At 75.4% G+C, this 26,208-nt stretch carries 29 protein-coding genes and 1 pseudogene; 17 read left to right on the top strand and 13 right to left on the bottom strand.

Going from position 1 to position 26,208, the window contains the following annotated elements; translation table 11 throughout:
• Positions 1-8 precede the first annotated feature (8 nt).
• The gene (locus ACWF41_RS02675; RefSeq protein ID WP_452181955.1) at positions 9-965 is read right to left on the bottom strand and encodes an oxidoreductase; all 957 of its coding nucleotides are present in this window, start codon (positions 963-965) and stop codon (positions 9-11) included.
• Positions 966-1,061: 96 nt separating this feature from the next.
• Between ACWF41_RS02675 and ACWF41_RS02670 the strand changes: the two genes are divergently transcribed.
• The gene (locus tag ACWF41_RS02670) at positions 1,062-1,712 is read left to right on the top strand and encodes a DNA-binding response regulator (protein ID WP_380326895.1); all 651 of its coding nucleotides are present in this window, start codon (positions 1,062-1,064) and stop codon (positions 1,710-1,712) included.
• A gap of 13 nt (positions 1,713-1,725) precedes the next feature.
• On the opposite strand, the gene ACWF41_RS02665 is transcribed toward ACWF41_RS02670, so the two are convergent.
• Positions 1,726-2,382 carry a response regulator gene (locus tag ACWF41_RS02665; RefSeq protein ID WP_380326898.1) on the bottom strand — a complete coding sequence of 219 codons (657 nt, stop codon included), beginning with the start codon at positions 2,380-2,382 and terminating at the stop codon, positions 1,726-1,728.
• A 104-nt stretch (positions 2,383-2,486) separates the two neighbouring features.
• Positions 2,487-3,653 carry a sensor histidine kinase gene (locus ACWF41_RS02660; protein WP_380326901.1) on the bottom strand — a complete coding sequence of 389 codons (1,167 nt, stop codon included), beginning with the start codon at positions 3,651-3,653 and terminating at the stop codon, positions 2,487-2,489.
• 210 nt (positions 3,654-3,863) lie between these two features.
• Here ACWF41_RS02660 and ACWF41_RS02655 point away from each other — a divergent pair, with 210 nt between their 5' ends.
• The 11 genes and pseudogenes from ACWF41_RS02655 (at position 3,864) to ACWF41_RS02605 (ending at position 12,814) form a co-directional block, all read left to right on the top strand.
• On the top strand, positions 3,864-4,331 hold the full coding sequence (locus tag ACWF41_RS02655; RefSeq protein ID WP_380317091.1) for a hypothetical protein: 468 nt from the start codon (positions 3,864-3,866) through the stop codon (positions 4,329-4,331).
• Positions 4,328-5,953, top strand: coding sequence for a multicopper oxidase family protein (locus tag ACWF41_RS02650; protein WP_380317094.1), 1,626 nt, complete (start codon positions 4,328-4,330; stop codon positions 5,951-5,953). Before ACWF41_RS02655 ends, ACWF41_RS02650 begins: the two co-directional genes overlap by 4 nt.
• 63 nt (positions 5,954-6,016) lie before the next feature.
• Positions 6,017-6,607, top strand: coding sequence for a GNAT family N-acetyltransferase (locus tag ACWF41_RS02645; RefSeq protein ID WP_380317097.1), 591 nt, complete (start codon positions 6,017-6,019; stop codon positions 6,605-6,607).
• A gap of 40 nt (positions 6,608-6,647) precedes the next feature.
• The gene (locus ACWF41_RS02640; protein ID WP_380317100.1) at positions 6,648-7,091 is read left to right on the top strand and encodes a helix-turn-helix transcriptional regulator; all 444 of its coding nucleotides are present in this window, start codon (positions 6,648-6,650) and stop codon (positions 7,089-7,091) included.
• A 5-nt stretch (positions 7,092-7,096) separates the two neighbouring features.
• Positions 7,097-7,516, top strand: coding sequence for a VOC family protein (locus tag ACWF41_RS02635; RefSeq protein WP_380317103.1), 420 nt, complete (start codon positions 7,097-7,099; stop codon positions 7,514-7,516).
• 65 nt (positions 7,517-7,581) lie between these two features.
• A complete protein-coding gene (locus ACWF41_RS02630) occupies positions 7,582-8,016 on the top strand; it encodes a YdeI/OmpD-associated family protein (RefSeq protein ID WP_380317106.1) in 435 nt (144 codons plus the stop codon).
• Positions 8,017-8,038: 22 nt separating this feature from the next.
• Entirely contained in the window at positions 8,039-8,620 is a 582-nt protein-coding gene (locus ACWF41_RS02625) for an MOSC domain-containing protein (protein WP_380317110.1), read from the top strand.
• Positions 8,621-8,675: 55 nt separating this feature from the next.
• Entirely contained in the window at positions 8,676-11,057 is a 2,382-nt protein-coding gene (locus ACWF41_RS02620; RefSeq protein ID WP_380317113.1) for an ATP-binding cassette domain-containing protein, read from the top strand.
• Positions 11,058-11,124: 67 nt separating this feature from the next.
• The gene (locus tag ACWF41_RS02615) at positions 11,125-11,736 is read left to right on the top strand and encodes a DUF1016 N-terminal domain-containing protein (protein WP_380317116.1); all 612 of its coding nucleotides are present in this window, start codon (positions 11,125-11,127) and stop codon (positions 11,734-11,736) included.
• Positions 11,625-11,894, top strand: a pseudogene (locus ACWF41_RS02610) (PDDEXK nuclease domain-containing protein); the annotation flags it as partial. The gene ACWF41_RS02615 and the pseudogene ACWF41_RS02610, both read left to right, overlap by 112 nt.
• Before the next feature lie 128 nt (positions 11,895-12,022).
• Positions 12,023-12,814, top strand: a complete 792-nt coding sequence (locus ACWF41_RS02605; protein WP_380317119.1) for an SDR family oxidoreductase — start codon at positions 12,023-12,025, stop codon at positions 12,812-12,814.
• An 11-nt stretch (positions 12,815-12,825) separates the two neighbouring features.
• Here ACWF41_RS02605 and ACWF41_RS02600 read toward each other — a convergent pair whose 3' ends face one another.
• A complete protein-coding gene (locus ACWF41_RS02600; RefSeq protein ID WP_380317122.1) occupies positions 12,826-13,425 on the bottom strand; it encodes a GNAT family N-acetyltransferase in 600 nt (199 codons plus the stop codon).
• A gap of 67 nt (positions 13,426-13,492) precedes the next feature.
• On the opposite strand from ACWF41_RS02600, the gene ACWF41_RS02595 reads away from it, so the two are divergent.
• The gene (locus ACWF41_RS02595; RefSeq protein ID WP_380317125.1) at positions 13,493-13,918 is read left to right on the top strand and encodes a YybH family protein; all 426 of its coding nucleotides are present in this window, start codon (positions 13,493-13,495) and stop codon (positions 13,916-13,918) included.
• A gap of 4 nt (positions 13,919-13,922) precedes the next feature.
• On the opposite strand, the gene ACWF41_RS02590 is transcribed toward ACWF41_RS02595, so the two are convergent.
• The 4 genes from ACWF41_RS02590 to ACWF41_RS02575 form a co-directional block, all read right to left on the bottom strand.
• Positions 13,923-14,432: a hypothetical protein gene (locus ACWF41_RS02590; RefSeq protein ID WP_380317128.1), complete on the bottom strand. Its 510-nt coding sequence runs from the start codon at positions 14,430-14,432 to the stop codon at positions 13,923-13,925.
• Positions 14,429-15,421 carry a hypothetical protein gene (locus tag ACWF41_RS02585; protein WP_380317131.1) on the bottom strand — a complete coding sequence of 331 codons (993 nt, stop codon included), beginning with the start codon at positions 15,419-15,421 and terminating at the stop codon, positions 14,429-14,431. Before ACWF41_RS02585 ends, ACWF41_RS02590 begins: the two co-directional genes overlap by 4 nt.
• A 17-nt stretch (positions 15,422-15,438) precedes the next feature.
• Complete coding sequence (locus tag ACWF41_RS02580; protein WP_380317134.1) at positions 15,439-16,038, bottom strand: SigE family RNA polymerase sigma factor; 600 nt, start codon at positions 16,036-16,038, stop codon at positions 15,439-15,441.
• A gap of 85 nt (positions 16,039-16,123) precedes the next feature.
• On the bottom strand, positions 16,124-16,675 hold the full coding sequence (locus tag ACWF41_RS02575; protein WP_380317137.1) for a GNAT family N-acetyltransferase: 552 nt from the start codon (positions 16,673-16,675) through the stop codon (positions 16,124-16,126).
• A gap of 94 nt (positions 16,676-16,769) precedes the next feature.
• On the opposite strand from ACWF41_RS02575, the gene ACWF41_RS02570 reads away from it, so the two are divergent.
• A complete protein-coding gene (locus ACWF41_RS02570) occupies positions 16,770-17,915 on the top strand; it encodes a GNAT family N-acetyltransferase (RefSeq protein WP_380317140.1) in 1,146 nt (381 codons plus the stop codon).
• On the opposite strand, the gene ACWF41_RS02565 is transcribed toward ACWF41_RS02570, so the two are convergent.
• The 4 genes from ACWF41_RS02565 to ACWF41_RS02550 form a co-directional block, all read right to left on the bottom strand.
• Positions 17,902-18,567 (bottom strand): MBL fold metallo-hydrolase, encoded by a 666-nt coding sequence (locus tag ACWF41_RS02565; protein ID WP_380317143.1) that lies wholly within the window; start codon positions 18,565-18,567, stop codon positions 17,902-17,904. The two genes, ACWF41_RS02570 and ACWF41_RS02565, sit on opposite strands and share 14 nt — an antisense overlap.
• A gap of 19 nt (positions 18,568-18,586) precedes the next feature.
• Positions 18,587-19,495, bottom strand: coding sequence for an alpha/beta fold hydrolase (locus ACWF41_RS02560; RefSeq protein WP_380317146.1), 909 nt, complete (start codon positions 19,493-19,495; stop codon positions 18,587-18,589).
• 63 nt (positions 19,496-19,558) lie between these two features.
• Positions 19,559-20,521: an endonuclease/exonuclease/phosphatase family protein gene (locus ACWF41_RS02555; RefSeq protein ID WP_380317149.1), complete on the bottom strand. Its 963-nt coding sequence runs from the start codon at positions 20,519-20,521 to the stop codon at positions 19,559-19,561.
• A 149-nt stretch (positions 20,522-20,670) separates the two neighbouring features.
• The gene (locus ACWF41_RS02550) at positions 20,671-21,555 is read right to left on the bottom strand and encodes an endonuclease/exonuclease/phosphatase family protein (RefSeq protein ID WP_380317152.1); all 885 of its coding nucleotides are present in this window, start codon (positions 21,553-21,555) and stop codon (positions 20,671-20,673) included.
• A gap of 36 nt (positions 21,556-21,591) precedes the next feature.
• On the opposite strand from ACWF41_RS02550, the gene ACWF41_RS02545 reads away from it, so the two are divergent.
• From ACWF41_RS02545 to ACWF41_RS02535, 3 genes are all read left to right on the top strand, one after another.
• Positions 21,592-22,227: a hemerythrin domain-containing protein gene (locus tag ACWF41_RS02545; protein WP_380317155.1), complete on the top strand. Its 636-nt coding sequence runs from the start codon at positions 21,592-21,594 to the stop codon at positions 22,225-22,227.
• A gap of 121 nt (positions 22,228-22,348) precedes the next feature.
• Positions 22,349-22,750, top strand: a complete 402-nt coding sequence (locus ACWF41_RS02540; RefSeq protein ID WP_380317158.1) for a DUF3817 domain-containing protein — start codon at positions 22,349-22,351, stop codon at positions 22,748-22,750.
• 107 nt (positions 22,751-22,857) lie between these two features.
• Entirely contained in the window at positions 22,858-25,182 is a 2,325-nt protein-coding gene (locus ACWF41_RS02535; protein WP_380317161.1) for a bifunctional metallophosphatase/5'-nucleotidase, read from the top strand.
• An 80-nt stretch (positions 25,183-25,262) separates the two neighbouring features.
• On the opposite strand, the gene ACWF41_RS02530 is transcribed toward ACWF41_RS02535, so the two are convergent.
• Positions 25,263-26,207: a hypothetical protein gene (locus ACWF41_RS02530; RefSeq protein ID WP_380317163.1), complete on the bottom strand. Its 945-nt coding sequence runs from the start codon at positions 26,205-26,207 to the stop codon at positions 25,263-25,265.
• Position 26,208: the final 1 nt, after the last annotated feature.

Below are 26,208 nucleotides of genomic sequence, written 5' to 3'. Positions count from 1 at the left end.
GGACCGCGTCAGCTCGCGCGGTCCGCCGGCGGGGCGATCCCGTCGAGCGTGGCGAGGTCGTCGTCGGTCAGCCGGAGCGCCGCGGCGGCGACGTTCTGCTCCAGGTGCTCCAGGTCGCCGGTGCCGGGGATGGCGAGCACGTGCGACCCGCGGTGCAGGGTCCATGCCAGCCGCACCTGGGCCGGCGTCGCGCCGTGCTTCGCGGCGACGGCGGCCACCCGCGCGGCGCCGGTCTCGTCCGCGGTGCCGCCGGGGACCGCCCCGGGCACCGCCGCTCCCATGGAGAAGAACGGCACGAACGCGATGCCGAGCTCGCCGCACCGGGCGAGCAGGCCGTCGTCGTCCCGCTCGGTGAGGCCGTACCGGTTCTGCACGCAGACGACGGGGGTGATCTCCAGCGCCTCGTCGAGCTGTTCGACCGAGACGTTGGACAGCCCGACGTGCCGCACGAGCCCGGCGTCGCGCAGGTCGGCCAGGGCACCCACGTGCTCGGCCACCGACCCGCCCGCGGGTTCCAGTCCGACGCCCCAGCGCAGGTTCACGACGTCCAGCCGGTCCAGGCCGAGCTGGCGGAGGTTCTCCTCGACCTGCCCGCGCAGCTGGTCGGGCCGCGCGTACGGCTCGAACTCGAAGCCGCCGTCGCGCGGGCGGCTCGGCCCCACCTTGGTGGTGATGACGAGGTCCTCGTCGTAGGGCTGGAGGGCGGTGCTGATCAGCTCGTTCGCGGAGCGCCGGGGGACGAAGTAGAAGGCGGCGGTGTCGACGTGGTTCACCCCGAGCTCGACGGCGCGGCGCAGCACCGAGATCGCCTCGCGGCGGTCGCGGGGCGCCTCGTCCCACGGCATGCCCGTGGTCCGCATCGCACCGAAGCCGAGCCGGTGGACGGTGCGGTCGCCGAGCTGCCAGGTGCCGGCCGCGGCGGCGTCGGGAGCGGCGGTGGGGGTGGTGGTCGTGGAGGTCGTCATGTCGTCCAGCCTCCGCGGGGGCCCGGCGAGGATCACGCGGATGGCAGCTTGTTGCCGACCCTGGCAGCACCCTGCCACCGGGTGCAGGATCGAGAAATGCAAACCGGAGAGGCCGTCACCGTCGTGCAGGGCGACGAGGAGCTGCTCGCCCGCACGGCGCACCTGTTCGCGCACGCCACCGAGATCTCGTGCGCCGCGAACGACCTGGGCACGTGGGTCGTCACGCACGGCCCGCAGGAGGCCGTCCCGCCGCACCGCCAGGACGACCTGCGCCTGCGCAAGGTCTTCCGGCCGGGCGTGCTCCTCGACCCGGTGGCCGCCCGCGGACTGGTCCGCGCCCGGGACGAGCACGGCGCGCACGTCCGCATCACCACCGAGGAGGTCAACGAGACGATCCTCTTCGACCGCCGGCTGGCGGTCCTCGCCGGTGACGTCCGGGCGGGGCGCCGCAGCTACGGCGTCGTCACGCAGCCGGAGGCGGTGCAGGGGGTGGCGTCGCTGTTCGAGGCGGTGTGGCGGTCCGCCGTCGACCTCGAGGTCTTCGACGCCCGCATCGCCGAGATCCGCGCCATCGCGCCCCAGGTGCTGGACCTGCTCGGGCAGGGTGTCAAGGACGAGACCGCGGCGCGTGCCATGGGGATGGGCGTGCGCACGTACCGCCGCCGCGTCGCCGAGCTGCTGGCCGCGCTCGGCGCCACCTCGAGGTTCCAGGCGGGGGTGCGGGCGCGGGAGCTCGGCCTGGTCTGAGCGTGGCCGAGCCCTACCGCCCCGGCGTGACCAGCCCGGTCTCGTAGGCCAGCACGACGAGCGCGGCGCGGTCACGGGCGTCCAGCCGGGCGAGCAGCCGGCTGACGTACGTGCGCGCCGTCGCGGGGCTGAGGTACAGCTCGCGGGCGATCTCGTCGTTGGTCAGCCCGCGCCCGACGCCCTCGAGCACCTCGCGCTCGCGCTCGGTGAGGCGGGCGAGGAGGCCGTCGTCGAGCCGCCGGGGCGACGCCGCGACCGCCCGCAGCACGGTCGCCGTGACCGCGGGGGACAGCAGGGAGCCGCCGGCGGCGACGGTGCGGATCGCGGCGCGCAGGTCGCCGGGGGAGACGTCCTTGAGCAGGTAGCCCGCCGCACCGGCGCGGACGGCCTCGACCACGTGCTCGTCCTCGTCGAACGTCGTGAGCACCAGGACGCGCACGTCCCGCAGCGCCGGGTCGGCGACGACGGCGCGGGTGGCCTCGATGCCGTCCAGGCCGGGCATCCGCACGTCCATGAGCACGACGTCGGGCCGCAGCTCGCGCACCCGCGCCAGCCCGGCGCGCCCGTCGGCCGCCTCGCCGACCACCGTGATGTCGCCGTCGAGCTCCGCCAGCGGACGCAGCCCGGCGCGCACCAGCTCCTGATCGTCGACCAGCACCACCCGGATCATGGCTCCAGTCTGGCCGGTCGGCCCCGTCGGACCGGCAGTTCGCGCTCGGCGCGGCAGCTCGAGGTGCCGCGCCGAGCACGAACTGCCGCGGCGAGCGGCTGTGCTCAGCGGGGCAGCGTCGCCGGCAGGTCGGCGACGACGGCGAACCCGCCGCCCGGCGCGTCGCCCGCGGTGAGCGTGCCGCCCAGCAGCCCCGCGCGCTCGCGCATCCCGGCCAGGCCGGCCCCGGTGCCGGGGGCTGCGCCGGACCCGCGGCCGTCGTCCGTCACCGCCAGGCGCAGGTGCCCGTCGTCGACGCGCGCCTCGACCCGCACGTGCCGGGCGCGCGCGTGGCGCAGCACGTTCGTCAGCGCCTCCTGGGCGATGCGGTACGCGGCGGCGTCGATCGCGTCGCTCAGCGCCCCGGGCGCGACGGCGTCGACCACCTCGACGTCGACGCCGGCCGCCCGCACCGGCGCGACGAGACCGTCGAGACCCGCCAGGCCGAGGGCCCCGCGCGGCGCGGCGTCGGGTGCGGGCTCGCGCAGCACCTTCACCGTGGCCCGCAGCTCGTCGAGGGTGCCCGACGCCGCCTCCCGGACGCGGGCGAGCGCGCCGCGCGCCGCGTCGTCGTCCCGCCCGACCGCCTCGTCCGCGACACCGGCGTGCAGCGCGACGACCGACAGGTGGTGGCCGACGGTGTCGTGCAGGTCGCGCGCGATCCGCAGCCGCTCGGCCTGCAGCCGCTCCTGCGCGGCGTGCGCCTCCTGCTCCGCCGTGAGCTCGCGGACCAGCGCGGTGCGCTCGCGGGCCTCGCGCGCCAGCCGGACGGCGACGCCGAGCGCGACGGCCGCCGCCGTGAGCGCCACGTTGGTGACGAGGTCGTAGGCGGTGAGCGCGGCGGCGGGCTCGACGTCCTCGTCGGTCACGCGGAAGTACGTCGCGACCACGACGAGGACCCCGCCGGTGGCCACCGCCCACCCGGTGCGCCCTCGCTCCGCCGCCGAGTACAGCGCCGCCACCGCGGGCAGCACCATGCCGACCGGCGCCAGGCCGAGCGCGTAGTAGGCGCACACGCCCAGGAACGTGAGCACGAGCATCGTGCGCGGCGCGAACCGGCGCAGCAGCACCAGCGCGCCCAGCCCCGCCGCGAACGCGTACGCGGCCGGGCCCGCGTCGCCGTCGCCCGCCGGGTCCGCCGCGATGACCACCGCCACGACGAGCGTCGACGCCAGCGCGAGGACCACGTCGGTCACCCACGGGCTCGGCGGCGCCGTCGCGGACGAGGTCATGCCAGCCAGGCTAGGCGTCGCCCCCGCAGGGCGCCGAACAGGCAGTTGACACCGTGATGGGGCTCCGCGAGGCCCCATCACGGTGTCAACTGCCTGTTCGACATCGGGGCGCAGGCAGGGTTCGCTCAGGGTCGGTGTCGCCCCGGGGCGACAGCAGGAGACGCCCCCGGGCCGATGTGGCCGACCCCGGCGCGCGGGGATCGTCGGGGCATGACCTCGAACCAGCCCTCCCCGCAGCCCTCGCCCCGGCCCGGCCCCCAGCCCGCCGTCCCGCCCCAGCCCGCCCGCCCCGAGCGCGCGGGGATCTCCTGGCCGCTCGTGGCGGGGCTCGCGTCGATGGCGCTGCTCTGGCCGCTCACCGGCCTCACCGGCCTCACCGGCCTCGGCGGCACGGGAGCGCCGCGGGCGCTGGGCATCGTCGCGCTCACCGCCGTGGTGTGGATCGGCGTCGTCGGGTTCGGCCGGGTGCCCCGGCCGGTGCTCACCCTGACGATGACGGGCCTCGCGTCCGGCGTCGTCACCCTGCTCGTCTCGACGCTGTTCGGCGGCGTCGGCCTGGGCGGCGAGGGCGCGGCCGCGTGGACGGCGATCCCGGCGCTCGCGATGGACGCCGGCTGGGGCGCGCTCGCCGGCGTCGTCGCGCTCGGCGTCCAGAAGGCCCGCGGCGGCGCCCGATGACGACGACCCGACGACCACGACGGCCGACCCGCCGCGCGGTGCTGCGCGCGACGGCGCTCGCCGCCGTCGTCGCCCTGCTCGCCGCCGGGTGCGGCGCGATCCCCGGCTCCGTGACGTCGGTCGACGAGCCGGAGTTCACGCGCGAGCTCCCGGTGCCGCCGCTCGCGCCCTCGCGGGTGGTGGACGGCGTGCGCACCTTCAGCCTCATTGCCCGGGAGGGCACAACCGAGCTGCTGCCCGGCGTCGATACCCCGACGTGGGGTTACGACGGCCCGTACCTGGGCCCGACGCTGCGCGCGGAGCGCGGCGAGCAGGTCGCCGTCGAGGTGACCAACGATCTGCCGGAGACCACCACCGTGCACTGGCACGGCATGCACCTGCCCGCCGCGATGGACGGCGGCCCGCACCAGCCCGTCGAGCCGGGCGCTACCTGGCGGCCCACCTGGCGGATCGACCAGCCCGCCGCGACGCTCTGGTACCACCCGCACCCGCACGGCGCGACGGAGGAACAGGTGTACCGCGGGCTCGCTGGGCTGTTCCTGCTCGACGACGACGCGTCGCGCGCCGCCGACCTGCCGCAGGAGTACGGCGTCGACGACGTGCCGGTGGTCGTGCAGGACAAGGTGCTCGACGACGACGGCCAGCTCGTCCTCGGCCGCGACGGCGGCGAGCCGGGCACCCTGGGCGGCACGGTCGTGACGAACGGCGTCGCGGGCGCCTACCAGCGCGTCACGACCGAGCGGGCGCGGCTGCGCCTGGTCAACGGGTCGACGGCGCGCACGTACGCCCTCGGGTTCGCCGACCGGGACATGGACCTGGTCGCCACGGACGGCGGGCTGCTGGACGCGCCGGTCCGCCTGGACCGGGTGCGCCTGGCGCCGGGGGAGCGCGCCGAGGTGGTGGTCGCGATGGCGCCGGGCGAGACCACGCGGCTGCACTCCTTCGAGGCCGACCTGGGCGGCGTCGCCGTCCCGTTCGCGATGGGCGGCAACGACGCGTTCGACGTGCTGGAGCTACGCGCGGCCGACCGGCTCGCGCCGTCGCCGGAGCCCGCCTGGGGGCCGTCGGAGCACGCCACCGACGACGCCCTCCACGAGGAGGGGGCGACCGTGACCCGCACGTTCGACCTCGCCGAGCGCACCATCAACGGCGCGACGATGGACTCCGGGCGGGTCGACGAGGTCGCCACCGTCGGCAGCACCGAGGTGTGGGAGGTGCGCAACACCGTCCCCATGCCGCACAGCTTCCACGTGCACGACGTGCAGTTCCGGGTCCTGGCCGTCGACGGGAAGGCGCCGCCCCCAGAGCTGGCCGGCCGCAAGGACACCGTCTTCCTGGAGCCGCGCCGCACGTACCGGCTGCTCCTGCGGTTCGACGACTACGCGGACGACGCGATGCCGTACATGTACCACTGCCACATGCTGCTGCACGAGGACGAGGGGATGATGGGCCAGCTCCTCGTCGTCGGGCCGGGGTCCGACGCCCGGCCCGGGCCCTCGGAGGCGCTGTCGGGACACGACGGCGGGCACGACGACGGGCACGACGACAAGGGGCACGTGGGCCGCGTGGTCGGGGACGGGTACGGGCCGCGGCGGGCGGCGACGCCGCACGACCACGGCTGAGCCGGCGCGACGACCAGCGGGAACGTCCTGGCCGTGCGTCGGCCGGGCTGCCAGGATCGACGCATGCCCTCTCTCCTGCCCGTGACGTTCGCGCCCTTCACCGACGCGGAGCAACCCACCCTCGACGTGCCCGCCGCAGGAGCGCGGCTGCGGCCGTGGCGCGACGACGACGCGCCCGCGGTCCGCGCCGTGTACGCCGACGCGGCGATCCAGCGCTGGCACGTGCGGGTGCTGGACTCCGACGACGAGGCGCGCGACGTCATCGGCGGCTGGCGCGCCGGCTGGGCCGAGGACCGCGAGGCGAGCTGGGCGGTGGCCGACGCCGTCGACGACACGGTGGTGCTGGGCCGCATGGCCGTCAAGACGTTCGACCCGCACGGCGTGGGCGCCGTCGCCTACTGGACGGCCCCGGCCGCCCGGGGGCGCGGGGTCGCCCCCGCTGCGCTGGACGCGGCTGCGACGTGGGCGTTCGACGCCGGGTTCCGCCGGCTGGAGCTGGTGCACTCGGTCGACAACGCGCCGTCGTGCCGTGTGGCCCAGAAGGCCGGCTTCGCCGCCGAGGGCGTGCTGCGCCAGTCCGTGCGCCACCTCGACGGCTGGCACGACATGCACCTGCACGCCCGGGTGGCCGGTCCCGCAGCGGGCGGCCGCTGACGCCGCGCGGGCGCCCGCGGCTCGTGGAAGCATCGCACCCGTGACCAGCACCGACGCCGACCGGCTGCGCGACCTCGCGCTGCTGCGGCGCGTGCGCGACCGGATGGACCGGGAGTTCGCGCAGCCGCTGGACGTGGAGGCGCTGGCCCGCGGCGTGCACATGTCGGCCGGGCACCTGAGCCGCCAGTTCAAGCAGGCGTTCGGGGAGTCGCCGTACAGCTACCTCATGACGCGGCGGATCGAGCGTGCGATGGCGCTGCTGCGACGCGGGGACCTCAGCGTCACGGAGGTGTGCTTCGAGGTGGGGTCGTCGTCGCTGGGCACGTTCAGCACGCGGTTCGCGGAGCTGGTGGGGATGTCGCCCAGCGAGTACGCCCGGCGGGCCCGTTCGGCGGGGGCGGAGCTGCCGTCGTGCGTCGCGAAGCAGGCGACCCGACCGGTCAGGAATCGAGAAGCGGCCGACGGGGGCGCGCACCTAGCGTGACTTCCATGAGCGACATCGACATCACCATCCACACGACCTTCCTCCCGCACACCGACCCGGAGGCCTCCCTGGGGTTCTATCGCGACCTGCTCGGCTTCGAGCTGGTCCAGGACGTCGGCCAGGGCGAGATGCGCTGGCTGACCTTCGTCTCCCCGGCGCAGCCCGAGACGCGCCTCGTCCTCACCCCGCCCGCCGTCGACCCCGGCATCACCGACGACGAGCGGCGCACGATCCGTGAGCTCATGGCCAAGGGGGCCTACCAGTCCCTCATCCTCGGTACCAAGGACCTCGACGGCGTCTTCGCGAAGCTCCAGGCCGCCGACGCCGAGGTCGTCTCCGAGCCCACCGAGCAGCCGTGGGGTGTCCGCGACTGCGCCTTCCGCGACCCGGCGGGCAACATGGTCCGCATCGACCAGGTCGGGTGACGGCAGTGTGCGTCCCGGGTGTCCCGCGTCTCACCCGGACCACCCGAGAAGGCGAGGGAGTGGTCATGAGGTTTCGTGCCGTCGTCGAGCCGGCGGAGAAGATGCAGGGCCTCGAGGTGCCGCCGGAGGTCGTCGAGGCCCTCGACGGCGGCGCCCGGCCCCCGGTGGTCATCACCGTGAACGGCCACTCGTGGCGCAGCCGCGTCGCGATCATGCGCGGCCGCCACCTGCTGGGCCTCAGCCGGGCGAACCGGGAGGCCGCGCGCCTCGAGGTCGGCGCGGAGGTGGAGGTCGAGCTCGCGCTCGACACCGAGCCCCGCGTCGTCGTCGAGCCCGACGACCTCGCCCGGGCGCTCGACGCCGACCCGACCGCCCGCGCGGCCTACGACGCACTGCCGCAGGGGCGGCGACGGCGCATCGTGCTCGACGTCGACGGCGCCAAGCAGGCCTCGACACGGGCCCGCCGCATCGACAAGGCTCTGGCCGAGCTGCACGGCTGACACCCCGACCGAAGGAGACCGCGTGACCGTCACGGAGCCCTCGACCACTACCCCGTCGTCCCGGGCCGCGGCCCGCGTCGTCTCGGTGCACGCCAGCGCCGTGCACGGCTTCAGCAAGCCGGCCGTCGACGAGGTCGTGCTGGTCGAGGGCGTGGGGGTGGCGGGCGACGCGCACGCCGGCGTCACCGTGCAGCACCGCAGCCGGGTCGCGGCGGACCCGTCGCAGCCGAACGTGCGCCAGGTCCACCTCGTCCACGCCGAGCTCTTCGACCGGCTGCGCGAGGCCGGCCACGACGTGGCGCCCGGCGACCTGGGGGAGAACCTCACCACCCGCGGGATCGACCTGCTGGGGCTGCCGGTGGGCACGCGGCTGACGATCGGGGACGCCGTCGTGACGGTCACGGGGCTGCGCAACCCGTGCCAGCAGATCAACGACTTCCAGCCGGGGCTGCTCAAGCAGGTGCTGCGCCGCGGCGACGACGGCGAGGTGGTGCGCCTCGCCGGCGTCATGGGGATCGTGTCGCGCGGCGGCACGGTCCGCCCGGGCGAGCCGATCGACGTCGAGCTGCCCGCCCCGCCGCACCTTCCCCTCACCCGCGTGTGACCGCGCCGCCGACCCTCGGGCCCGATCCCTCCGCCACGACCGAAGGAGCCACTCCGTGACCACGACCGTGACCACGACCGACCACGCCGCCGACGCGCACGACCTGATCCGCGTCCGCGGAGCCCGCGAGAACAACCTGCGCGACGTGGACGTCGAGATCCCCAAGCGGCGGCTCACGGTGTTCACCGGCGTGTCCGGGTCGGGCAAGAGCTCGCTGGTGTTCGCGACGATCGCCGCCGAGTCGCGGCGCCTCATCGACGAGACGTACTCGACGTTCGTGCAGGGGTTCATGCCGTCGCTGCCGCGGCCGGACGTCGACGTCCTGGAGGGCATCACCACCGCCATCCTGGTGGACCAGGAGCGCATGGGCGCCAACGTGCGGTCCACGGTCGGCACGGTCACGGACGCGAACGCGATGCTGCGCAACCTGTTCAGCCGCGTCGGCGATCCGTACGTGGGCCCGCCCACGGCGTTCTCGTTCAACATCCCGACGTCGACGGCGAGCGGCGTGTTCAGCACGGGCAAGGCCGGGGGCGAGGTCGAGAAGAAGGTCGTGCGCAACCAGGTGTACCTGGGCGGCATGTGCCCCGAGTGCGAGGGGCGCGGCACGGTCTCCGACCTCGACCTGTCGGTCATCGTGGACGAGTCGCTGTCCCTCAACGACGGCGCGATCCTCGTGCCGGGCTACAAGGCGGACGGCTGGATGGTGAAGGGCTTCGCGGAGTCGGGCTTCGTCGACGGCGACAAGCCGGTGCGCGACTACACGGAGACCGAGCGGCACGACTTCCTCTACCGGGATAAGGGCAAGGTCAAGGCGCTCGGGATGAACATGACCTACCAGGGCCTCATCCCCAAGCTGCGCGAGTCGATGTTCAGCAAGGCACCCGAGTCGCTGCAGCCGCACGTCCGCGCGTTCGTGGAGCGGGCGGCCGTGTTCGTGCCGTGCCCGGCCTGCGACGGCACCCGGCTCAACGAGTCCGCCCGGTCGGCCAAGGTCAACGGGGCCAGCATCGCGGACGTGTGCCGGATGCAGATCTCCGACGCCGCCACCTGGGCCCGGGGCGTGGACGACCCGGGGGTGGCGCCCCTGATCGGGAGCCTCCTGCACCTGTTCGACAAGTTCGTCGAGATCGGTCTCGGGTACCTGTCCCTCGACCGGCCCGCGGGCACGCTGTCCGGCGGCGAGGCGCAGCGCACCAAGATGATCCGCCACCTCGGCTCCGCGCTGACCGACGTCACCTACGTCTTCGACGAGCCGACCATCGGCCTGCACCCGCACGACATCGAGCGGATGAACACCCTGCTGCAGGACCTGCGCGACAAGGGCAACACGGTGCTCGTCGTCGAGCACAAGCCCGAGGCGATCGCGGTCGCCGACCACGTGGTCGACCTCGGCCCGGGCGCGGGCACCGACGGCGGCACGGTCTGTTTCGAGGGCACGGTCGAGGGCCTGCGCGCCAGCGGCACGCTCACGGGCCGGCACCTCGACGACCGGGTGAGCGTCAAGGAGTCCGTCCGGGAGCCGTCGGGCGCGCTGGAGATCCGCGGCGCCGACCAGAACAACCTGCGCGACGTCGACGTCGACGTCCCCACCGGCGTGCTGGCCGTGATCACGGGGGTCGCCGGGTCGGGCAAGAGCTCGCTCATCCACGGCAACCTGGCCGGGCGCGAGGGCGTGGTCGTCGTCGACCAGGGCGCGATCAAGGGCTCGCGACGGTCCAACCCGGCCACGTACACCGGGCTGCTGGAGCCGATCCGCAAGGCGTTCGCGAAGGCGAACGGCGTGAAGCCGGCCCTGTTCAGTGCCAACTCCGAGGGCGCGTGCCCCACCTGCAAGGGCAACGGCCGCATCTACACCGAGCTCGGGTTCATGGAGACCGTCGAGACGCCGTGCGAGGACTGCGGCGGCAAGCGGTTCATGGCCTCGGTGCTCGAGTACACGCTCGGCGGCAAGAACATCGCCGACGTGCTCGACCTGTCCGTCGCGGCCGCGCACGCGTTCTTCCGCGAGGGGGAGGCGAAGATCCCCGCTGCGCACAAGATCCTCGCGCACCTGGAGGACGTCGGGCTCGGGTACGTGAAGCTGGGCCAGCCGCTCAACACGCTGTCCGGCGGCGAGCGGCAGCGGCTCAAGCTCGCCATGCACATGGGCGCCGACGGCGGGGTGTACATCCTCGACGAGCCCACCACCGGCCTGCACCTGGCCGACGTGGCGAACCTGCTCGCGCTGCTCGACCGGCTCGTGGACGCCGGGAAGTCCGTCATCGTCATCGAGCACCACCAGGCCGTGATGGCGCACGCCGACTGGATCATCGACCTCGGCCCGGGCGCGGGGCACGACGGCGGCACGGTCGTCTTCGAGGGCACGCCGGCCGACCTGGTCGCGTCTCGGTCCACCGTCACGGGCGAGCACCTGGCGGACTACGTCGGCTCGTGAGGTCTGGCGTCCACAGGCTGTGGACCGGCGCCCTCGACGGCGTGCGACGGCGGCCAGGCTGGGTGGCATGGACACCGACGGCGCTGCGCTCGAACCCTCCGGCTACACCGACCTGCTGACGGAGCTGAAGCAGCGCGTCCGCGCCACGCAGCTGCGTGCCGCCCGGGCCGCGAACACCGAGGTGCTGCGCCTCTACTGGTCGATCGGGCGCGACATCCTGGAGCGCCAGGAGCAGGCCGACTGGGGTGCGAAGGTCGTGACGCGGCTGGCCGCCGATCTGAAGCGGGAGTTCCCCGACCAGCGCGGCTGGTCCCGGCGGAACCTGCTGTACATGCGGCGGGCCGCGGAGGTCTGGCCGACCGAGGCCGAGTTCGTGCAACAGGCTGTTGCACAACTTCCCTGGGGGCACGTGACAGTGCTGCTCGACCGGCTCCACACCCGCGAGCTGCGCGACTGGTACGCCGAACGGGCGGTGGCCGACGGCTGGTCCGCAACGTCCTCGAGCACCACATCGCGTCGAACCTGCGCGGGGCGCTCGGCGAGGCCCCGTCGAACTTCGCGGCGGCCCTGGACGGCGCGGACTCCGACCTGGCCCAGCAGCTCGTCAAGGACCCATACGTCTTCGAGCACCTCGCGTACGTCGCGTCGACGAGGGAGCGGGACGTCGAGCAGGCGCTGATGGACCGGCTGCAGGACACGCTCCTGGAGCTGGGGCGCGGGATGGCGCTCGTGGGACGTCAGTTCCACCTGCCGCTCGGCGACGGGGCCGAGTTCGTCATGGACCTCCTGCTGTTCCACGTGGAACAACCGCGCTACGTCGTGGTGGAGCTCAAGGTCGGTCCGTTCGAGCCCGCCTTCGTCGGGCAGCTCGGTGCCTACGTCGCGGCTGACCGTCACGTTCTCGCCCGCCGCGTCGTCGGAGGGGCAGGACGCGCGGTGGTCGCGCGACGACGGAGGAGGACGGCATGGCACGCATCCTGGTCACCGGCGGCACGGGACACCTCGGCCGGCTCGTGGTGCCGCGGCTGGTCCGCACGGGCGCGTCGGTGCGGGTGGTCAGCCGCAGCCCGCACGCGGAGGGCGACGGCGTGCGGTACGTCGTGGCGGACTGGTCGACGGGCGAGGGACTGGCGCAGGCGGTGGGCGACGCGGACGTCGTCGTGCACCTGGCCGGCGACCAGCAGCACAACGAGCCGATGGCGGCCGCGCTGGTGCGGGCGGTCCGCGACGCGGGCACGCAGCCGCACCTGGTGAACATCTCGGTGGTGGGCGCGGAGAAGGTGCCGGTGCGGTCCGGGTTCGACCGGCGCGCGCTCGGCTACATGGCGAGCAAGCTGGCCCAGGAGCAGGTGCTGGAGGCCTCCGGCATCCCGTGGACCAACCTGCGCGCCACGCAGTTCCACGAGCTGGTGCTCATCGCCGCCCGGGCCCTCGCGAAGCTGCCCGTGGTGCCCACGCCCAGCGGCTGGCGGGCGCAGCCGATCGCGGCCGACGAGGTCGCGGCGCGGCTGGTCGAGCTCGCCCTCGGCGACCCGCAGGGCCGGGTGCCGGACGTCGCCGGCCCGGAGGTGCTCACGTTCCGCGGCATGGTGCGGAGCTACCTCGACGCCGTCGGCTCGCGACGCCCGACGATGCCGGTCCGCGTGCCCGGCGCCGCGTCACGGGCGTACGCGGCGGGCGGCAACCTCGCCCCCGACCGCGCCGTCGGCAAGCAGACGTGGGCCGCGTTCTTCGCGGAGCACGTCGAGCACCGCTGAGGGGGCCGGCCTCAGAGGTCGACACGCATCACCGCCCGGCGCGGCGTCGGGCGGCTCACCTCGCGGAACCCGGCGGCCTCGAACACGGACGCCACGCCGACGAAGAGCGTGCCCGTGTCGTCGGTCGCGCCCGGCTCCACGACCATCGGGTAGCCCTCGACGGCGCGCGCCCCGCGGGCACGGGCGTGCTCGACGGCGGCGGCGGTGAGCGCGGCGCTGACCCCGCGACGGCGGAAGCCTGCCCGGGTGACGAAGCAGACCACGGCCCACACGCCGTCGTCCTCCTTGTCCTCGTCGCGCCCCGACCACGGCACGCGCGCGGTGCGCAGGCGGACGTACGCGCTGCGGGGCTCGACGGCGCACCACCCCGCGGGCTCGCCGTCGAGCCAGGCGACCAGGCCGCTGGTGGTGGGGGAGCCCGGCTCGCCGCAGTGCGTGTCGCGACGCAGCTCGGCGGCGCGCTCCTCGCGTGCGGACTCCCGCCAGCGCGAGGACGGGGTCTGGAACCACCGGCACTGGCAGCGCGCGCCCTCGCCGCGCTCGCCGAGCACGGTCTGCAGGTCCTCCCAGGAGGCCTCGTTGGCCGGCCGGACCACGATGTCGGACGTCATCCCCTCATCGTGCCCCGAGCCGCCGACGGCGGTACCGAGCGCGGCCGCGGGGGCGTTCACTGGAGGCATGGGCGACCGCGAGGACTTCCTCGACTGGTTCGGCACCACGTGGCGGGCCGCGGAGACCGCGCTGCACGGCGGCGACGCCGCCCCGCGCGACCGCACCTGGTCCGAGCGCGCGCCCGTGACCCTCTTCGGCGCGTGGATGGAGGCGGTCGGCCCCGCCGAGGCGCGGAAGGTGTTCGCGCGGCTCGCGGAGTCGTTCTCCGACGTCTCCTCCGCCGAGGTCGAGCTGGTCGCCGCCGACGTGAGCGGCGACCTGGCGTACACCGTGCACCGGGAGATCACGTCCACCCGAGTCGACGGCCGCCCGCGCGACTACGTGCTGCGTGTGACGCAGGTGTACCGGCGCGAGGACGACGGGTGGAAGGTGGTGCACCGGCACGCCGACGGCGGGCCGGCGCACGACGCGCACCGACCCGTCGACGGGTGAGGGCTCAGCCCCCGGACAGCCCGAGCGACCGCACGATGCTGCCGAACCGCTCCTGCGAGGCCGCGCCGCGCGGCCCGCTGTACTCCAGCGAGACCGTGCCGTCGCCGCGCCGGAGCTCCACCGAGCCGAGGAAGCACGGCTCGCCGTCGTCCGTGGTGGAGTCGCCCACCCGGATCACGGCGGCGTCGGCGCCCGGGACGTCGTACCGGTACCCGGTCGGCGGGACCGTGCGGGGGGCGTCGCCCGTCCGGGTCGCGACCGTGACCGTCTCCCCGTGGCCGCCCGCCGACCAGGCGGTCCCGTCGGCCGCCGGCGTCTCGGCCCACCCGTCCGGCAGGGCCAGGCGCAGCCCCGTCCCGGCGGCCGACCGCTCGCGCCAGCCGTCCGGGACGGCCGACGTGTGGAGCTCCGGCAGGTCCCCCAGGCCCGGCACCCGCTCCGCCGCGGCGGAGAAGCCGAGCGTGCCCAGGAGCTGCCGCGTCAGCGCGCGCCCGTCCGCGGAGCCGGGCGTCACGATCGTGACGAGATACCCCGCCCGCCCTCGCGCCGCACGTGCGCGATGGTGCTGTCCACGCCGTCGTCGGTCCGGGTCTCCACCTGGACCACGTCCGCGCCGTCGAGCGGGAACGTGGACGCCGGGTCGAGCGGCGACGACGCGATCGAGCCCGGCCACCCCGCGAAGCCGTCGGACAGCTCCACCGTCAGGGCGGCCGACCCGTCGGCGCTCGCGGACCGCGACCGCTCACCGGCGGGGAACGCGTCGGCGGCGCCCTCGTCGGCGGCCCAGCCGCGCGGCACGGCGTACTCCAGGCCGGCGAACGACGTCCTCTCCCAGCCGCGCGGCACGCCGGGGGCGATCCCGTCGAGCGGCTGCAGCACGGCCTCGGCGTCCGGGTCCGGCAGGGGCGCGGACTCCGGGTCCGCCGACACCGACCCCAGGAGGTCGGAGAACACCCGCTCGCCCTCGGCGCCGTCCACCCAGACCAGGGTCACCTGCACCACCTCGCCGGACTCCAGGGTGATCTGGAGCTTCCCGACGAAGTCCTGGACGGCCGTCGGGTCGTGGTCCTGCTCGGTGACGTACCGGGCGGACTCCGCCCCCGGGACCCGGACATCCACGGGCGTCAGCCCCGACCCCGGCGGCGCGAGCGGTGCGTCCGGCGCCGGCTGCACCTGCACGAAGTCCCCGCCCTCGTTCGACGGCCCCTCCTCCCAGACCCCGGCGGCGCCGGGCTCGAGCCCGGGCGGCACCGCGAGCGCCACCCCGCCGACGGCGACCGGCGTCCACCCGTCCGGGACGTCGGAGGACGCCGGGCTCACGACGCCGGCCGGCGCCGCCACCTGCCACACCCCGGCGACGGCGCCCACGGCGGCGAGCGCCCCGACGCCGCCGAAGGTCGCCCGACGGGCCCGCACGCGCCGCACGGCACGGCGGCCCATCGTCGCTCCGTCGAGCGCGGGGACGGGGGCCACCTCGTCGGCCGCGTGCCGGAGCTCGGTCACGAAATCGTCCTGGAGGGTCATCGGACCGTCCCCTTCCTCGTCGGTGTCGCTTCGTCGTCGGTGCCGTCGGCCCCGAGCAGCTCCCGCAGGCGCGTCAGGCCGCGGGACCCGCTCGACTTCACCGAGCCGACCGAGATCCCGAGCTCGTCGGCGGTCTGCGCCTCCGAGCGGTCGAGCAGGTGGCGCAGGACGACGACACGTCGCTGCGCCTCCGGGAGCTGTCGCAGCGCCCGGACCAGCCGGTCGCGGTCCAGCACGGTGCGGGTGCCGTCGGGCACGGGCGCCGGGCGCAGGTCCGCGGGGTCGGAGAGGACGTCGCGGCGCGTGCGGCGCCACCCGTCGATGCGCGCCGTGGCGATCACGCGGCGCGCGTACGCGAAGGGGTCGCCGTCCTCGACCCGCCCCCAGGCGCGGTAGGTCCGCTCCAGCGCGAGCTGGACCAGGTCTCCTGCGCGGTGCTCGTCGCCGCTCAGGAGGTAGGCGATCCGGGAGAGTGCCGGCGTGCTCGCCGCGGCGAACGCGGTGAAGCGCTCCGCCGCGGACGTGCCCGCCGTCACGATCCCGAACCGCTCGTCGCTCGTCTCGTGGAGGCGCGGCATCGCGCCCTCGCTCGTCATGGGCACTGCCCTTGTCGTGGTGTCACGCCTCATAGACGCGCCCGGGCGGCCGGGGGTTGTCTGCGGGGCAGGACCGCCCGGCGGGTCAGGCGGCCCGGTCGCCCTTCAGCACCCCGTAGACGAGGGTGTCCGTCCACTCGCCCTTGGACCACCAGTCGGCGCGGAGGTGCCCCTCGCGCTGCATGCCCACGCGCTCGCAGAGCCGGGCGGACGCCTCGTTGCGGGCGTCGAGCTGCGCGACCACGCGGTGCATCCGGTAGAAGTCGAACGCGAGGTCGAGGACGGCGCGCACCGCCTCCGTCGCGTAGCCCTGGCCGGTGTGGTCGGGGTGGAAGACCCAGCCGATCTCGCCGCGGGAGACCGTGTCGCCCGTCGTCCACAGGGCGACGTCGCCGACGACCACCCCGTCGTGCTCCACGACCAGCGCGAGGGCGGAGCCTGGCTCGTCGATGGCGGTGCGGGCGAGGCGCTTGGCGAGCTGCGCCTCCGCGACGGCCGGCGTCCACGGCTCCTCGAGCAGGTAGCGGGCCACGGTGGGGTCGGCGTAGTAGGCGAGCAGCGGCTCGAGGTCCTCCGCGCGGTGCGCGCGCAGGACCAGGCGGCCCGTGGTCACCGGCAGGGGGGTCTCGGTCGTCACGGTCAGGCACCCTACGCGGCACGACGCCCGGCCCGCGACGGCAGCGGGCCGAAAAGGCGTGGCGCGGCGCCCGCCCCCGGCGGACCGTGGGGGCATGAGCACCCCCGCCGCCACCCCGACGTGGCGCCTCCTCGAGCCACCCCTCGCCGACCGCCTCGACTCGGCCCAGGCCTGGGCCTACCACGGCATCGCCGCGCTGGAGCGGGCCGTCGCTCTCGCGGACCTCGGCCACGACGACCTGCCTCCGCGCGCCCTGGACCTCCTGGCGGGCGACCTCCACCAGGAGCACACCCGGCGGTACCGGCTCGTCGCCGTGGAGGACGACGAGGGCGGTACGCCGCGCGTCGTCGGCCACGGCGTGCTGCTGCTGCCCGTCACCGACAACCGGCACCTCGTCATCGCGCGGGTCGCCGTCCTGCCGACGCACCGCGGGCGGGGCATCGGCTCCGCCGTCGCGGACCGGCTGCGGCGCGTCGCGCTCACGGAGGGCCGCGCCACGGTGCTCGCGGTCGTCGAGCTCGCCACCGAGCCGGCCGCGGACGACCCCGCGGCGCTCACGCCCGCCGAGGGCGACGGCCGGGTGTCCGCCGACCTCCCGGGCGTGCGCTTCGCCCGGCGCGCGGGCCTGGTGCTGGAGCTCGTCAGCCGACGGTCGGTGCTGGACGTCCCGCTGCCCGCCGCCGTCGTGGACGAGATCGTGGCGGGTGCGGCAGCGGCCGCGGGGGAGGACTACCGCCTGCACACCTGGCTCGAGCCGGCGCCCGAGGTGTGGGTCGACCAGCTGGCCGCCCTGGAGCAGAAGCTGTCCGAGGACGAGCCGAACGGCGGACTCGCGCTGGAGGCCGAGCACTGGGACGCGCGCCGGATCCGCGACGAGGAGGCGAAGCGGGCCGACCGGGGCATGGCCGGCCTCGTCACCGTCGCGGAGCACGTCGGCACGGGCACCCTCGCGGGGGTGACGCGGATGATGTTCGCCCACGACCGGCCCGAGCTCACCGAGCAGGAGAGCACCGTGGTGCTGCCCGCGCACCGCGGCCACCGGCTCGGGACGCTGCTCAAGGGCGTGAACCTGCGGGAGCACACGCGGCTGCGCCCGGCCACGCGGCGGATCTCCACGTGGAACAACGAGACCAACGCGCCGATGCTCGCCATCAACGTGGCCCTCGGGTTCCGCCCCGCCGGCGGCCTGGCGGAGCTCCAGGCGCCGCTGGCCGACGTCCTGCCGCTCAGCCGCGGCTGACCTCCAGCGGCTCGCCGAGGGAGAGGCGGCGGTAGGCGACGCCGTCGGCGAGGCCGCCGACCACCCGGTCGACGAGCGCCTTGCCGGCGTCGTTGAGGATCGCGTCGTGGATCGGGACGGCGGTGCGCGGCGCCACCTGGCGCACGTAGTCCACCGACTCCGCGAGCTTGAGCCACGGCGCGGCCACCGGCAGGGCCAGCACCTCCACGCGCGTGCCCGCGGGCGGCGGGGTGAACGAGTCGCCCGGGTGCAGCAGCGCGCCGTCCACCAGGTAGGCCACGTTGGCCGGCGGGGCCATGTCCGGGTGGATGGTCGCGTGCCGCTCGCCGAGCACCCGGACGGCGAACCCGGCCGCGTCGAACGCGTCCCCGCCGGCGACGGCGTGCAGCCGGTCGGCGGGCGCGCCCGCCTCGGCCAGCAGGTCGACGACGGGCTGCGGGCCCCACACGTCCGGCCCGGGGCCGGCGGTCAGGACGGGGACCAGTCGCGGCACGTCCACATGGTCGACGTGCTCGTGGGTGACGAGCACGGCATCGGCGCCGTCCAGGACGCGCGGGTCGGTGAACGTGCCGGGGTCGATGACGAGCGCGCGCTCGTCGCGCTCGAGGCGGAGGCCGGCGTGGCCCCAGGCGGTGAGGGAGAAGGAGGACATGACGCCCATCTTGCTCCTGCTACCCGCCCGCGCGCTCCCGGGTGTGCTCGACCAGGGCGGGCAGCAGCACGTCCCACGACGACGGCGGCGGGGACTGGTGGCCCACGCCGTCGAGCAGCAGCAGCCGCGCGCCGGGGATCTCGGCCGCGAGCGCGGCGCCGTGCCCGGGGAAGAGCGGGTCCTCGGTGCCGTGCACGACCAGCGTGGGCACGCGGAGGTCGGCGAGCGTGCCGGCGAACGGTTCGCCGGGCTCCGCGGCGAAGTGGTTCGTCCCGGCGGTCGGGTCGAGGGAGCGTGCGACGGCGCGGGTCGCGACGGCGCGGGTGCGCGCCTCGTCGAAGTCGCCCCGGCCAGTGAGCGCGCGGTCCTCCGCGACGGCGGCGTCGACCAGCGCGGCCGTGTCCGTCGGGTCGGGGGTGGGTCCGTCCCAGAGGCCGTGCAGCTCGGGCACCGACGGCGGGAGGTCCGCGTCGCCAGGGCCGCGGACGGCGCGGCTCGTGGCGACCAGCGTGAGCCCCGCGACGCGGTCCGGGTGCTCGAGCGCGAGCTCCTGGGCGATGACGCCGCCCATCGACAGGCCCACCAGGTGCGCCCGGTGCACGCCCAGGTCGTCGAGCACCCGCAGCGCGTCCTCGGTGAGGTCGCGGCCCGTGTAGTCCGGCGCGCCGGGCGGGCACGTGGTCGACCGGCCGGTGTCGCGGTGGTCGTAGCGCACGACGTACCGCCCCCGGGCCGCGAGCGCCGCGCACAGGTCGGCGGGCCACCAGTCCATCGACGACGCGACGCCGCCCACCAGCAGCACCGTCGGGTCGGCGGGGTCCCCGACGGCCTGGTAGCAGAGCCGCAGGTCGCCGTCCACGGCGAACCGCTCCGGGCCGAGGGCGTCGCCGTCGGCGGGGCCGACGTCAGCTGTCGTCGCGGGTGTCATGCACGGGTGGACGCCCCCGGGCCGCCGGACTCATCGGCCGCGGCGGCACCGGGCGAACCCGCGTCAGGGGAGGCGCAGCAGCGTCTGCACGGGCGTGTGGTCGCTGGGCCAGCGGCCGTCCTTCGTCCAGGTGTTGATGGTCGCGGCGAGCACGTCGGCGCCGCCGGTGGCGAGGATCCAGTCGATGCGGTCGTTGCCCGGCACGGGGGCGCCGTAGTTGGGGAACGTCCCGACGTCGGGGGTGAGCCGCCGGTCGGCGGACGTCCACGTGTCGAGCAGCCCGCCGTCGGTGACGAGCACGCCGTACGGCGCGGACCGGCCGGCGGGGGCGTTGCAGTCGGCGGTGAAGACGACGGGCAGGCCGAACCCGGCGACCAGGTCGCGCACCACCTCGGCGCTGCGCACGCGGGCGTGCTCCGACTGGTGGTCGAAGTGCGAGTTGACGTGCACGAGCTCGGTGCCGGTGCGCTCGTCGCGGAACCGGGCCCAGGTGACGATGCGGGTCACCGTGTTGCCCCACGTGGCGGAGCCGATGACGTCGGGGGTGTCGGACAGCCAGAACTGGTCCCACCACAGCAGCGTGAGCCGGCGAGCGTCGTAGAAGATCGCCGAGTACTCGCCGTCGGCGCCGCCCGACCGCCCGTAGCCCACCGTGCGGTAGTGCTTGCCCAGCCCTCGCTCGACGGCGGCGAGCTGCTGGAACTCGGCCTCCTGCACGCCGAGGATCGTGGGCTGCTCCAGCGCGAGGAGCTCCGACACGAGGGGTGCCCGGTCGGGCCAGTGGTCGGGCTCGCCGGGGTGCGTGGCGTCCTCGCGGTCCAGCCGGATGTTGAAGCTCATCGCGTGCAGCGTCGTCCCCTTGGCGGGGCCGATCAGCGCGCCCTCGCCCCGGCGGGTGGCGGTCGTGGCGGCGGCACCCGGGGCGGCGAGGGCGCCGGTGACGCCGAGCGCGCCGAGGGCGCCGGCGGCCGTGAGGGCGCTGCGTCGGGTGATGCCGGTGGGGGCGGCGGAGCTGCGGTGGTCCATGTCGTCCTCCAGAGGGTGGGCGGCCCGGGGTGGCCGTTGCCCGACCATCCCATCGGTCGCGCGTGACCGCCCGGCGGACGCCAGGTGGACGGCGGACGACGGCGCCGTGACCAGGCGGTTCCTCCGCCGGGCCACGGTCGCGCGGCAGGTCAGCCCAGGCGCAGCAGCGCCTGCACGGGCGTGTGGTCGCTGGGCCAGCGGCCGTCCCTCGTCCAGGTGTTGATGGCCGCGGCGTGCACCTCGCTGTCCGGGGTGGTGAGGATCCAGTCGATGCGCTCGGCGCCGGGCTGCGGCGTGCCGTAGTCGGGGAACGTCCCGACGTCGGGCCCGTGGCGGTCGGCCGCGTCCAGCCAGGTGTCGAGCAGGCCACCCTCGGTGACGAGCACGTCGTAGGGGGAGGAGGCGCCCGCGGGGGCGTTGGTGTCCGCGGTGAACACGGCCGGCAGGCCCGCGGCCTCGATCTCGGCGCGCACCACCCGCGCGCCGCGCTCCCGGGCGTCGTCGGACTCGTGGTCGAGGTGGGAGTTCACATGCAGCAGCTCGCGGCCCGTGCGCCCGTCACGGAACCGCGCCCAGGTGACCACCCGCGGGTACAGGTGGTCCCAGGTGGAGCCCGCGAGCCGCGGCGTGTCCGACAGCCAGTACTGGTCCCACCACAGCAGCTCGAGCCGGCGCGCGTCGTACACGATCGCCGAGTGCTCGCCGGCGGCGCCGCCCTCGCGGCCGTGCCCCACCCACCGGTAGTCGTCGCCCAGCGCGCCCGTGACGGCCTGGAGCTGGGCGAAGCGCGCCTCCTGGACGCCGAGGAGCATCGGGCGCTCGCGGGCCAGCAGCTCGGTGACGAGCGGCGCGCGGTCGGGCCAGTGGTCGGGCGTGCCGGGCAGCGTGTCGTCGATGGCGCAGCGCACGTTGAAGCTCATGACGTGCAGCAGGTCGTCGTCGGGCGCCCCGATGAGGGGGGTGTGGTCGGGAGCCATGTGGTGGACGGCGGGGTGGTCTGCGGAACGGTCGGCGGCGGGGAGGGTGTCGGGCACGGCCGTCACCGTACCCCCGGGCGGTGCCGCTGCTGGGTGCCGCTGCTGGGTGCCGCTGCTAGGTTCGGCCGCATCGTGATCCTCCCGCACCCCGAGCACCCGAACCCGCCCACCCCGTCCACCCCCGCCGGCACGTCGTCCGACGCCGCCCGCCTCGTCGCCTGGGGCCAGGAGCTGCGCTCCGTCCACGCCCGGCTGCGCGACGCGCTGGAGCTGGCGCGCGAGGCCGTGGCCCCCTCCGCCGACGACAGCGCCGACGACACCGCTGCCCACGCCGTCGACGACGGCGCAGCGGCCCCGTCGCCCGACCCGCGCCGCCGGCTCGGCCTGTACTGCCACGGCTTCTGCCAGGCGCTGGAGGGCCACCACCGCGGCGAGGACACCAGCGTCTTCACCACCCTGCTGGAGCTGCGCCCCGACCTCGCGGACGTCGTCGACGAGCTGCAGCGCGACCACGCGATGCTCGACCACCTGCTGGGCGACCTGGCCCGCGCCGTCGACGCGGAGGCCGACGCCGTCACCCTGGAGCGGCACCTCGACGGCATCGACGCCGTCATGGAGACGCACTTCCGGTACGAGGAGAAGCGGCTGGTCGACGTGCTCGACTCGCCCGCCCTCGCTGCCGCGCTCGCCGGGACCGACCGGCGCGCGGCCCTCGGCCCGCTGGCCTGACCCGGCCCCGAACACGCCGCGCCGAGCGGTGCCGACGGGCTGTCACCTCCTCGGGCGGGACGACGGCGCACGTCGGGCAGACTGAGCGCACCGCCGTCCCGCACCGCCCGAGAGGTCCGCCATGCCCGCCGCGTCCCCGACGCCCACCCGCCAGCCCCTATCCCGCACCGGCCGCGTGTACGCCGTGATCGCCGTGATCGAGGCGTTCACCTGGGCGGGCCTGCTCGTCGGGATGTACCTCAAGTACGTCACCGAGACGACGGACGCGGGCGTCTGGCTGTTCGGCCGGCTGCACGGCGCGGCGTTCCTGGCGTACGTGGTGGTCGCGCTCGTCGCCGCGGTGCGGCTGCGCTGGGGGTGGTTCCGCACGCTGGTGGCGCTCGCCGCCGCCGTCCCGCCCCTGACGACACTCCTCGCCGAGTGGTGGCTGCGGCGCACGGGCCACCTGAGCGAGCCGGCCGTCGAGCAGGTCGTCGCCCCGGCCCCGGCGGGCGCCACCAGCGAGGACGCCACGGTTTCCTGATCGTTACCCGGGTAGCCACGACGGCGTCGCCGGACGCCGCTACGGTGCCACTGATACCTCGGCACCGATACCGCCGCACAGGTATCTCCGCACATCAGGGAGCACCCATGCCAATCCTCCGTCCCCTCGCTCGCCGGCGGACCGCCGGCGTCGCGTGCGCCACCCTCGCCTTCGCGGGGATCGCGACCGCCGGCGCCGTGTCCGCCAGCGCCGACCCGATCGTCGACGTCCAGATCCTCGCCACCAACGACTTCCACGGCCGCATCCAGGCGAACGGCACCGAGGCCGGCGCCGCCGTGCTCTCCGGCGCGGTGAAGCAGCTGCGCGCCGAGAACCCGAACACCGTCTTCGCGGCGGCGGGCGACCTCATCGGCGCCTCGACGTTCGAGTCGTTCATCCAGCACGACAAGCCCACGATCGACGCCCTCAACGAGGCGGGCCTCGACGTGTCGGCCGTCGGCAACCACGAGCTCGACCAGGGCTACGACGACCTCCTGAACCGCGTCATGGCGCCCTACGACGCCGAGACGAACCCGTACGGCGGCGCGCAGTGGCAGTACGTCGCGGCGAACCTCAAGGTCAAGGCGACGGGCGACGACGCCGTCCCGGCCACGTGGATCAAGGACTTCGGCGACGTGCAGGTCGGCTTCGTCGGTGCCGTCACCGAGGAGCTGCCGGCGCTCGTCAGCCCGGCCGGCATCGCGGACGTCGACGTGCGCGGCATCGTCGACTCCGTGAACGCGGAGGCCGACGACCTCAAGGCCGAGGGCGCCGACGTCGTCGTCATGCTGGTGCACGAGGGCGCGGAGTCGACGAGCTGCGCCGCGATGCCGACGGCGGACAACGCGTTCGCGGACATCGTCAACGACGTCAGCCCCGAGGTCGACGCGATCGTCTCCGGGCACACGCACCTCGCCTACGACTGCAAGTTCCCCGTGGCCGAGTGGGCCGGGCGCGCCGTGACGGAGCGCCCCGTCGTCTCCGCGGGCCAGTACGGCTACAACCTCAACCAGCTCAACTACTCGGTGGACGCCGCGACCGGCGAGGTCGCCGGCGTGACGACGGCGGTCCTGCCGCTGGCGGGCAACTACCCGGCCGACCCGGCCGTCACGTCGATCGTGTCGGACGCCGTCGCCGAGGCCGACGTGCTCGGCGCGGAGCCGCTGGGCCAGATCGGCGGGGCCTTCAACCGGGCCAAGCTGTCGTCCGGCGCGGAGAACCGCGGCGGCGAGTCCACGCTCGGCAACCTCGTCGCCGAGGTGCAGCGGTGGGCCACGGAGGCCCCGGAGTCCGGCGCGGCGCAGATCGCGTTCATGAACCCGGGCGGCCTGCGCGCCGACATGGTGGGCACCGGCACCGGCGCCTTCCCGCGCACCCTCACGTACAAGCAGGCGGCGGCCGTGCAGCCGTTCGCCAACACGCTCGTCAACATGCGCCTCACGGGCGCGCAGATCAAGACCGTCCTGGAGCAGCAGTGGCAGCGCGACAAGGACGGCAACGTGCCGTCGCGCCCGTTCCTGCGCCTCGGCGTCTCCGAGGGGTTCACCTCCACCTTCGACGCGAGCCGCCCCGAGGGCGACCGCATCACCGGCATGTGGCTCGACGGCGTGGCGCTGGACCCGGCCGCGTCGTACTCCGTCACGGTGAACTCGTTCCTCGCCTCGGGCGGCGACAACTTCCGCGCGTTCGCGGACGGCTCCGGCGCCCGCGACACCGGCAAGGCCGACCTGGCGGCGTTCGTCGACTACATGGCCTCGCACACGGCCGACGGCGCGCTCGCCGTCGACCCGAGCCAGCGCGCGGTCGGCGTCTCGTTCCCGGCCGACGCCCCCGAGGCGTACACCCCGGGCGCGACCGTCTCCTTCGACGTCTCCTCCTGGTCGATGTCGGCGCCCGGCGACGTCACCGACCCCGAGCTCACCGTCTCGCTCGGCGACACGGTGCTCGGCACCGCCGCCGTGACCACCGCCGCGGGCACCACGCCCGACGACACGATCGGCACCGCGACCGTGTCCGTGCAGCTCCCGGCCGACGCCCCGACCGGCGCCACCGCCCTCACCCTCACGGGCGCCGCGACCGGCACCGAGGTGACCGTGCCGATCGAGGTGGCGAAGAACGCCGCGACGGTGACCGTCGACGGCCCGCAGGTCATCAAGCACAAGAAGGACCGCGCCCGTCTCGACGTCACCGTCGCGTCGGCCGGCGCCACCCCGACCGGCGCCACCCCGACCGGCACCGTCGAGGCCGTCGTCGGCGGCCGCGTGCTCGACAGCGCCGACCTCGCCGACGGCGCCGCGACGCTCGTCGTCGGGCCGTTCGACAAGGGCACCGTGAAGGTCGAGGTGCGCTACTCCGGCGACGCCGCGACCGAGGCGGCCAGCGCCACCTCCAGCATCGACGTCACCGCGAGCGGCAAGCCCGGCCGCGGCTGACACCAACACCACCACCGCCCGAGGTGGGTCGGTCCGAGCGGACCGGCCCACCTCGGGTCGTCTCCGGGGTCGCGGAGGCGCTAGTCCCAGCCGCAGGCGTCGTGCACGAGGTCGTAGGTCGCGGCGCGCTGCGCGTCGGTCATGGGCACGTAGATCTCCGGCTGCCGCTGCCTGTCCACCTCGGCGTGCACGGGCAGGAACGTTCCGCGCTTGTCCTCGGCGACGACGTGCGGGTCGCAGCGGGCGGGCACGAGCTCGAGGACGACGCGGCCGTCGGCGTCGGGGGTCAGGTCGTCGCCCAACCAGGCGTGCCCGGCGGCGGGGGAGAGCAGGGTGGTGCCCGCGACCTGCAGCAGGCGGACGTCGGGGCCGCCGGGTACGGGGTCGGCGGCGAGGGTGACGCGCCCACCGTCGGCGACGCCGTCGGGCGTACGGACCCGCGCGGCGCGGACGTCGATGACGCGCAGCGTGAGGCCGGAGGCGACGAGCTGCTCGGCGCACGTCTCCGCGTGCACGGCGGCGAGGCGCGCGAGCGGGTCGGTGACGTCCAGCACGACCTCGGTCCCCGAGCCGTCGCCCGGGCCCGCGTCGTCGTCCGCCTCGCCGGGCGCGAGCCGGACGGTTGCCGTCGCGACCGGGATGGTCTGGGCGTCCGCGCCGGACAGCCGCTCGGGCGCGGCGGCGTCGCAGTCGACGTCGCCCAGCCGGATGCGCACGTCGCGGCCTGCGCCGGGAGCGAGCGTGCGCGGGCGGTGGTGGCCGTCGGGGCTGCTCGGGCCGTAGCCGGGCGCATCGAGGGCGCCGCCGAGCAGCGTCACCGTGCTGCCCGAGCCGTTCGTCACGTGCACCACGGCGCGCCGGTCGGCGTACTGGGTGCGCTCCTGGCGCAGCTCTGCGGTCAGGTGCCCGGCGACGCCGTCGGGCAGGGTGTCGGACCCGTCGGCCCCGTCGGACGCGGTGCACGCCCCGGCGAGCGCCAGGGCGGCCGCGGCCAGCAGGCCGGCGACGCGCCGCGGCGCCCGCACG

The sequence above is a fragment of the Isoptericola sp. NPDC055063 genome (genome assembly GCF_053608125.1).
The sequence above is the reverse complement of the archived record's forward strand: the minus strand, read 5'-3'. Positions and strand labels throughout refer to the sequence as shown.

Excerpts from the sequence above, each read along its gene's own strand:
- ACWF41_RS02675 (WP_452181955.1), bottom strand. The coding sequence starts at position 965 with ATGACGACCTCCACGACCACCACCCCCACCGCCGCTCCCGACGCCGCC.
- ACWF41_RS02670 (WP_380326895.1), top strand. The coding sequence starts at position 1,062 with ATGCAAACCGGAGAGGCCGTCACCGTCGTGCAGGGCGACGAGGAGCTG.
- ACWF41_RS02665 (WP_380326898.1), bottom strand. The coding sequence starts at position 2,382 with ATGATCCGGGTGGTGCTGGTCGACGATCAGGAGCTGGTGCGCGCCGGG.
- ACWF41_RS02660 (WP_380326901.1), bottom strand. The coding sequence starts at position 3,653 with ATGACCTCGTCCGCGACGGCGCCGCCGAGCCCGTGGGTGACCGACGTG.
- ACWF41_RS02655 (WP_380317091.1), top strand. The coding sequence starts at position 3,864 with ATGACCTCGAACCAGCCCTCCCCGCAGCCCTCGCCCCGGCCCGGCCCC.
- ACWF41_RS02650 (WP_380317094.1), top strand. The coding sequence starts at position 4,328 with ATGACGACGACCCGACGACCACGACGGCCGACCCGCCGCGCGGTGCTG.
- ACWF41_RS02645 (WP_380317097.1), top strand. The coding sequence starts at position 6,017 with ATGCCCTCTCTCCTGCCCGTGACGTTCGCGCCCTTCACCGACGCGGAG.
- ACWF41_RS02635 (WP_380317103.1), top strand. The coding sequence starts at position 7,097 with ATGAGCGACATCGACATCACCATCCACACGACCTTCCTCCCGCACACC.
- ACWF41_RS02630 (WP_380317106.1), top strand. The coding sequence starts at position 7,582 with ATGAGGTTTCGTGCCGTCGTCGAGCCGGCGGAGAAGATGCAGGGCCTC.
- ACWF41_RS02615 (WP_380317116.1), top strand. The coding sequence starts at position 11,125 with ATGGACACCGACGGCGCTGCGCTCGAACCCTCCGGCTACACCGACCTG.
- ACWF41_RS02605 (WP_380317119.1), top strand. The coding sequence starts at position 12,023 with ATGGCACGCATCCTGGTCACCGGCGGCACGGGACACCTCGGCCGGCTC.
- ACWF41_RS02600 (WP_380317122.1), bottom strand. The coding sequence starts at position 13,425 with ATGACGTCCGACATCGTGGTCCGGCCGGCCAACGAGGCCTCCTGGGAG.
- ACWF41_RS02595 (WP_380317125.1), top strand. The coding sequence starts at position 13,493 with ATGGGCGACCGCGAGGACTTCCTCGACTGGTTCGGCACCACGTGGCGG.
- ACWF41_RS02580 (WP_380317134.1), bottom strand. The coding sequence starts at position 16,038 with ATGACGAGCGAGGGCGCGATGCCGCGCCTCCACGAGACGAGCGACGAG.
- ACWF41_RS02570 (WP_380317140.1), top strand. The coding sequence starts at position 16,770 with ATGAGCACCCCCGCCGCCACCCCGACGTGGCGCCTCCTCGAGCCACCC.
- ACWF41_RS02565 (WP_380317143.1), bottom strand. The coding sequence starts at position 18,567 with ATGTCCTCCTTCTCCCTCACCGCCTGGGGCCACGCCGGCCTCCGCCTC.
- ACWF41_RS02560 (WP_380317146.1), bottom strand. The coding sequence starts at position 19,495 with ATGACACCCGCGACGACAGCTGACGTCGGCCCCGCCGACGGCGACGCC.
- ACWF41_RS02555 (WP_380317149.1), bottom strand. The coding sequence starts at position 20,521 with ATGGACCACCGCAGCTCCGCCGCCCCCACCGGCATCACCCGACGCAGC.
- ACWF41_RS02540 (WP_380317158.1), top strand. The coding sequence starts at position 22,349 with ATGCCCGCCGCGTCCCCGACGCCCACCCGCCAGCCCCTATCCCGCACC.
- ACWF41_RS02535 (WP_380317161.1), top strand. The coding sequence starts at position 22,858 with ATGCCAATCCTCCGTCCCCTCGCTCGCCGGCGGACCGCCGGCGTCGCG.